The 6000-nt window shown below is 63.5% G+C and carries 4 protein-coding genes; 2 read left to right on the top strand and 2 right to left on the bottom strand.

The window, feature by feature from the left end; genetic code table 11:
• Nucleotides 1-527: IS30 family transposase (locus tag Tam10B_RS02715; RefSeq protein WP_143248508.1), on the top strand; the 527-nt coding region annotated here is incomplete at its 5' end.
• A 149-nt stretch (nt 528-676) separates the two neighbouring features.
• Here the strand turns inward: Tam10B_RS02715 and Tam10B_RS02710 are convergent.
• Both Tam10B_RS02710 and Tam10B_RS02705 read right to left on the bottom strand, forming a co-directional pair.
• Complete coding sequence (locus tag Tam10B_RS02710) at nt 677-1795, bottom strand: LacI family DNA-binding transcriptional regulator (RefSeq protein WP_093959717.1); 1119 nt, start codon at nt 1793-1795, stop codon at nt 677-679.
• A 17-nt stretch (nt 1796-1812) separates the two neighbouring features.
• Nucleotides 1813-2844 (bottom strand): LacI family DNA-binding transcriptional regulator, encoded by a 1032-nt coding sequence (locus tag Tam10B_RS02705; RefSeq protein ID WP_093959716.1) that lies wholly within the window; start codon nt 2842-2844, stop codon nt 1813-1815.
• A gap of 841 nt (nt 2845-3685) precedes the next feature.
• Here Tam10B_RS02705 and Tam10B_RS02695 point away from each other — a divergent pair.
• Nucleotides 3686-5989 (top strand): glycoside hydrolase family 2 protein, encoded by a 2304-nt coding sequence (locus Tam10B_RS02695; protein ID WP_093959714.1) that lies wholly within the window; start codon nt 3686-3688, stop codon nt 5987-5989.
• The last annotated feature ends 11 nt before the right edge of the window (nt 5990-6000 follow it).

Genomic DNA, 6000 nt, shown 5'->3' with positions numbered 1-6000 from the left:
GGTTCCGCGAGCCGATGGTCATGATCTCCGAGCGTCCCGCGGAGGCGGAGGACCGTGCCGTGCCCGGCCATTGGGAGGGCGACCTGATCATGGGCGCGAACAACCGCAGCGCGATCGGCACGCTCGTGGAGCGCTCCACCCGGTTCCTGATCCTTCTGCATCTGCCCGACGGGCATGACGCCGAACACGTCCAACGGGCGATCATCGACCGGATGGGAGAACTGCCCGCCGTTCTGCGACGGTCCCTGACCTGGGACCAGGGTTCGGAACTCGCGCTCCACAGACGCATCTCGGCCTCGCTGGACATGGACGTGTTCTTCTGCGACCCGCATTCGCCGTGGCAGCGGGGCACGAACGAGAACACGAACGGGCTGCTGCGCCAGTATTTCCCGAAGGGGGCCGACCTGGGCGGGTATTCGCGGGCGTATCTGGACATGATCGCGGCCAAAATGAACAACCGTCCCAGAAAGACCCTTGACGCCAGGTCTCCGATCGAGGTCATGCTCGACCTGATCGAAGCGGCATGATACGATCACACAACCAAATCAGACAGCAACACAGGTGTTGCAACCACCACTAGAATCCGCCCATTTCTCCTCCTTCCCCTTGAGGGGAAGGTGTCGGCGCCAGCCGACGGATGAGGTGACCGTCAGCCTCCGGGAGCCCGGCGAGCCAGTCACCCAATCCCCGCCGCGATAAGCGGATTGATGGCGGCGATGCTGTCCCGTTGCACGAACGACGATTCGAAGTGCAGCGGTACGGCATCGCCGCCATCGTCGTTTGCGCCGCCCGTGCCGTCAACGCCGTCCGTGCGGTCGGCTTCGCCAACCCCGCCGCCGGGCGCGATGTGCAGCAGCCGGTCGATCACGATCTTTGCCGCCGCATGTCCCATATCCCTTCGTGGGAACGAAATCGTACTCAGCGACGGCGTGATCGCCCGACCCATGGGAATGTCGTCGATGCCCATCACCGAGATCTGCTGCGGCACGCCGACGCCATGCGATTCGAGGAATCGTATGAACTCCACGGCGATGGCGTCGTTGAACGCGATCACTGCCGTGGTCGGCCGCTCCATGAACGCGCTGAACGCCGCGGCCGCGTTGTCGCGCAGCGGGTAGGCGCACGGCAGCAGTCGGCAGGTCAGTCCCATCGTCTGGCATGTGGTGAGGATCGTGTTGCGGCGCAGCCCGTTCTGCCATGAATTGTCCGGCCCGGCGATGTAGCTGATCGACCGGTGCCCGAGCCGCGCGAACACTTCGATGGCCCGACGCAGGCTTGGCGCGCAGTCGAAGGTCACGCTGGTCACGCCCGACACCACACGGTTGAGCACCACCACGGGCTTGAGTCGCGCGAGTTTGCGGATGGCCGTGTCGGGCATGCGCGTGGAGTCGAGGATCACGCCGTCCACGTGGTTGAGGCTGCGTTTGATGATGGCGAGCTCGGCCGACGTGTCCTCTTCCGTATCGTTGACCATGAGCCCGTAGTTCTTTTCCACACAGTACTGCTGCACGCCGCGTGCGTATTGCGCGGAGATCGGATTCTCCAGATCGGTGACCACGATCGATATGAGTCCGCGCAGCTCGTCGTCCTCGCGGCTGTGATGCACGATCGTCTCGGTGCGGTAGCCGAGTCGTTCGGCGGCATCGTGCACGCGTCGCAGCGTGGCGGCGCTCACCTTGCCGGGGCGCGAGAACGCCCTCGACACCGTGGCGATGGACACGCCGGCCGCCTGCGCCACATCCCAGATCGTCGCCTGACCCGGCTTCGCCCGCTCCGTCCGGTTCTCGTTGCTCATGAGTCTCCCGCCGTTGTCTATTCCGCCGCCGCGATGGGCTGATCCGGCGCCGGCCCCACGCTTTCGCGTTCGATGAACGTCGAGTATCGCACCACCGGCGTGGTGCTGCCGTCGGACGTGTGCAGGATCTTGGAGATGAGCTTGCTTGACGCATCGGCGCCCATCTCCTCGCGCGGAATGTGCACGGTGGCCAGCGGGGGAGTGCTGCGCGCCGACTCCGGAGTATCGTCGATACCGATCACCGACACCTGTTCGGGGATGCGGATGTCCGCGGCGGCGAGCAGATCCATGAACTGCAGGGCGAAGATGTCGTTGAACAGCACCACGGCGGTGGTGGGGCTGCGCATGAATTCGCGGAATGCGTCCTCCATCAGCGAGCCGGTCACGCGCGTGGGCAGCGTTGGTCCGGTGATCCTGCGCAGTTTGATCTGCTCCCGCTGGCATGCCACGAGTAGCGCCTGCCAGCGCAGCCCGTTCTGCCAGGAGTTGTCGGGGCCTGCCACGTAGCTGATCGACCGGTGGCCGAGTGCCTTGAGTCGTCGCACGATTCTGGTGAGCACGGGCCGGTCGTCGCTGATCACGGACTGCACGCCGCTGACGAGCCGGTTGACCACCACGGTCGGACGCATCTGCGCGGCCTTGCGTACGGTGGAGTCGGACAGGCGCGACGACGTGAGGATCAGCCCGTCCACCTGCGAGGTCATGCGCATGATTGTGCTGCGCTCCAGATCGCGGTTCTCCTCGGTGATGGCCGTGAGCAGGATGAAGTTGCGGTCGAGGCACGGCTTCTGCATGCCGTCCACGAAGTCAGCGAACACGGAGTACTTGAGATCGCTGGCCGTGGTGAGGATCATGCCGCGCAGCGCGTCGTCGTTCTGCGGTTCGAGATTCTTGGTGCGATATCCCAGTCGTTCCGCCACTTCGCGCACTTTCGTGGCGGTTTCCAGATTCACCCTGCCGGGCCGTGACAGTGCGCGGGAGACCGTGGTGGGGGAGACGCCGGCCTCCTTCGCCACGTCGCGGATGGTGACCTTCATGGATTCGCTCATCGATATGCTCCTATGCTGTTCGGCGGGCGGACGCGGCCGTCCTCGGCGCGATCGCCCGTTTTCATGCTAACCGCTGGCCTTGCCGCATTCCAGTATTTTCACATGAATAGTTATCGACAGGTAAGTTTCTCGACATGGTTTTTCCTTCCCCTTGAGGCGAAGCCCGATCGTTCTCTTCTCCTCCTTCCCCTTGAGGCGAAGCCCGATCGCTCCTTTTTCCTTCCCCTTGAGGGGAAGGTGTCGGCGTAGCCGACGGATGAGGTGCGGCGCGTTCCGCTCAATTCCGTGCTCCCTCCATGGGAGGGAGCTGGCCGGCGCAGCCGGACTGAGGGAGGGTTCGCGTCCTTTTCCGTTCTGGTTCCCACCTCATCGCGTCCTTTTCTGTTCTCGTTCCACCTCATCAGTCAGCCTTCGGCTGCCAGCTTCCCCTCAAGGGGAAGCCCGACAAGACTCTCCTCATCCTTCCCCTTGAGGCGAAGCCCGATCGCTCCTTTTCCCTTCCCCTTGAGGGGAAGGTGTCGGCGTAGCCGACGGATGAGGTGATTCGCATCAGCGAAAACACGACATGACATCGGCGCAGCCGATTCCCCATCTCCTCATTCCACCCCGTCGCACACCGGGCCATCCCATCCACCTCTGTGGAAAACTATGGAAAGAAAATTCACCCCTGTTTTTCTCGCATAAAGTGAGAATCACTGGAACGGAACCGACAACGAGGTACCGGTACCGCTCCTCTACACCTCGTAACCAGTACACACATCAATCGAACCCACCTCGATTCGACAATTCGATCATGGCCGACGCCGATTGTCGGCCCGGAACAACCAAAAGGATGGCACACATGCGTTTTTCCGAAGCTCTTCACGATGGCTGGCTCTTCACCAAGGAGACCATCGACGGCGTTCCCGCCTACGCTCCGGGCCCTGAATGGGAGGCTGTTGAGGTTCCCCACACTTGGAATGCGTTCGACGGTCAGGACGGCGGCTCCGACTACTACCGCGGCGCCTGCTGGTACGTGCGCCAGCTGACCCTCAAGCCCCACGCCCCCGAGACCCGCGTGTACCTGGAGTTCCAGGGCGCGGCGAACGTGGCCGAGGTATACGTCAACGGCTGCAAGGTCACCGAACACGTGGGCGGCTATTCCACGTTCCGTGCCGACATCACCACCGCGCTCATGCCGGGCGAGAACGTGCTGGCCGTGAAGGTGAGCAACGAGGAGCGTTCCGACGTCTACCCGCAGATGGCCGACTTCACCTTCTACGGCGGTCTGTACCGCCCGGTCGAGGTGCTGTACGTCAACCCGACCCACTTCGATCTCGACTATCACGGCGGCCCCGGCGTGACCGTCTCCTCCACGATCAAGGACGGCGCCGCGGTGCTCGACGCCCGTGCATGGGTGACCGACGCCGCCGAGGGCGACGTGGTCAACTTCCAGATCTTCGACGACGACGGCAACGAGGTGGCCTCCGCCGCCCAGCCGGCCGACGTCGACGGCGGCAAGGTGCGCACCGAGATCGTCATCCCCGACGCCCACCTGTGGCAGGGCACCGAGGATCCGTACCTGTACGAGGTCGTCGCCACGATCATCCGCCACAACGAGGTGCTCGACGAGGTCTCGTTCCTGCACGGCGTGCGCGAGTTCCGCTTCGACCCGCAGGAGGGCTTCTTCCTCAACGGCAAGCTCACCCCGCTGCGCGGCGTCTCCCGTCATCAGGATCGTCTCGGCAAGGGCAACGCGCTGAGCCTTGAGGATCATGTCGAGGACGCCTACCTGATCAAGGAGCTGGGTGCCAACACCATCCGTCTGGCCCACTACCAGCAGTCCCGCGACTTCTACGATCTGTGCGACCAGCTTGGCTTCGTGATCTGGGCGGAGATCCCGTTCATCTCCAAGATGAACGACGATCCGGCCGCACATCAGGACTGCCTGAGCCAGATGACCGAGCTCGTGATCCAGAACTTCAACCACTCGTCGATCCTCATGTGGGGCATCTCCAACGAGATCCTCATCGGCGGCGACAGCCCGCAGCTGGTGCAGAACCTCAAGGAGATCAACGATCTGGCCCACTCCCTCGACCCCACCCGCGTCACCACCATGGCACAGGTGTCCAACACGCCGAAGGACTCCGAGCACAACCAGATCACCGACATCCTCAGCTACAACCACTACTTCGGCTGGTACGGCGGCCACCTCGAGGACAACGAGGCCTGGCTCGATGACTTCCACGCCATGCACCCGGACCGCTCCTTCGGCCTGTCCGAGTACGGCTGCGAAGGCATCATCAGCTACCACACCGACGATCCGCAGTGCGGCGACTACTCCGAGGAGTATCAGGCGATCTACCACGAGCACATGGCCCGTATCATTGACGAGCGTCCGTGGCTGTGGGGCACCCACGTGTGGAACATGTTCGACTTCGGCTGCGACGCCCGTAAGGAGGGCGGCGTCGAAGGCCGCAACAACAAGGGTCTGGTGACCATCGACCGCAAGATCAAGAAGGACTCCTTCTTCATCTACCAGGCGTACTGGTCGGCCGAGCCCATGGTGCACATCTGCTCCAAGCGCTACGCTCGCCGCGCCGCCGACGCGATCGACGTGAAGGTCTACTCCAACCAGCCCGAGGTGGCGCTCGTCGTGGACGGCAAGCCGTTCGCCACGCTGGCAGCCTCCGCGCAGGACGATCCGCACATCTTCGTGTTCAAGGACGTTCCGCTGGCCGACGGCTACACGCACGTGACCGTCCGCGCCGGCATCGCCGAGGACTCCGCCACTTGGCAGAAGGTCGCCGAGCCGTACGAGCCGTACAAGTTCGTCGATCCGGAGGGTGGCAACATCGTCATGAACTGGTTCGACGACGTCTCCGCTGATGATGGTCTGGCCGTTGACGCTCCGTACGATGAGTCCTGCTATTCGGTGCACGACACCGTCAGCGTGATCCTCGACAACCCCGAGGCGTCCGCCACGGTGACCAACGCCGCGTCCAGCATCGCGAACATGAGGATCAAGGCCAGCATGCTCGGCGTGCTCGGCAACAAGAGCCTCGTGGAGATGTTCGACCAGCTGCGCAGCATGTCCGGCAAGGCCGAGGACCTGGGCCAGAAGCTCGCCTACCTCAATAAGCAGCTCCAGCAGATCAAGAAGTAGGTCCTGGTCCG

The organism is Bifidobacterium vansinderenii (genome assembly GCF_002234915.1).
GTDB classification, from domain to species: domain Bacteria; phylum Actinomycetota; class Actinomycetes; order Actinomycetales; family Bifidobacteriaceae; genus Galliscardovia; species Galliscardovia vansinderenii.
This window is presented reverse-complemented; position numbering and strand designations above follow the sequence as displayed.

Excerpts from the sequence above, each read along its gene's own strand:
- Tam10B_RS02710 (WP_093959717.1), bottom strand. The coding sequence starts at position 1,795 with ATGAGCAACGAGAACCGGACGGAGCGGGCGAAGCCGGGTCAGGCGACG.
- Tam10B_RS02705 (WP_093959716.1), bottom strand. The coding sequence starts at position 2,844 with ATGAGCGAATCCATGAAGGTCACCATCCGCGACGTGGCGAAGGAGGCC.
- Tam10B_RS02695 (WP_093959714.1), top strand. The coding sequence starts at position 3,686 with ATGCGTTTTTCCGAAGCTCTTCACGATGGCTGGCTCTTCACCAAGGAG.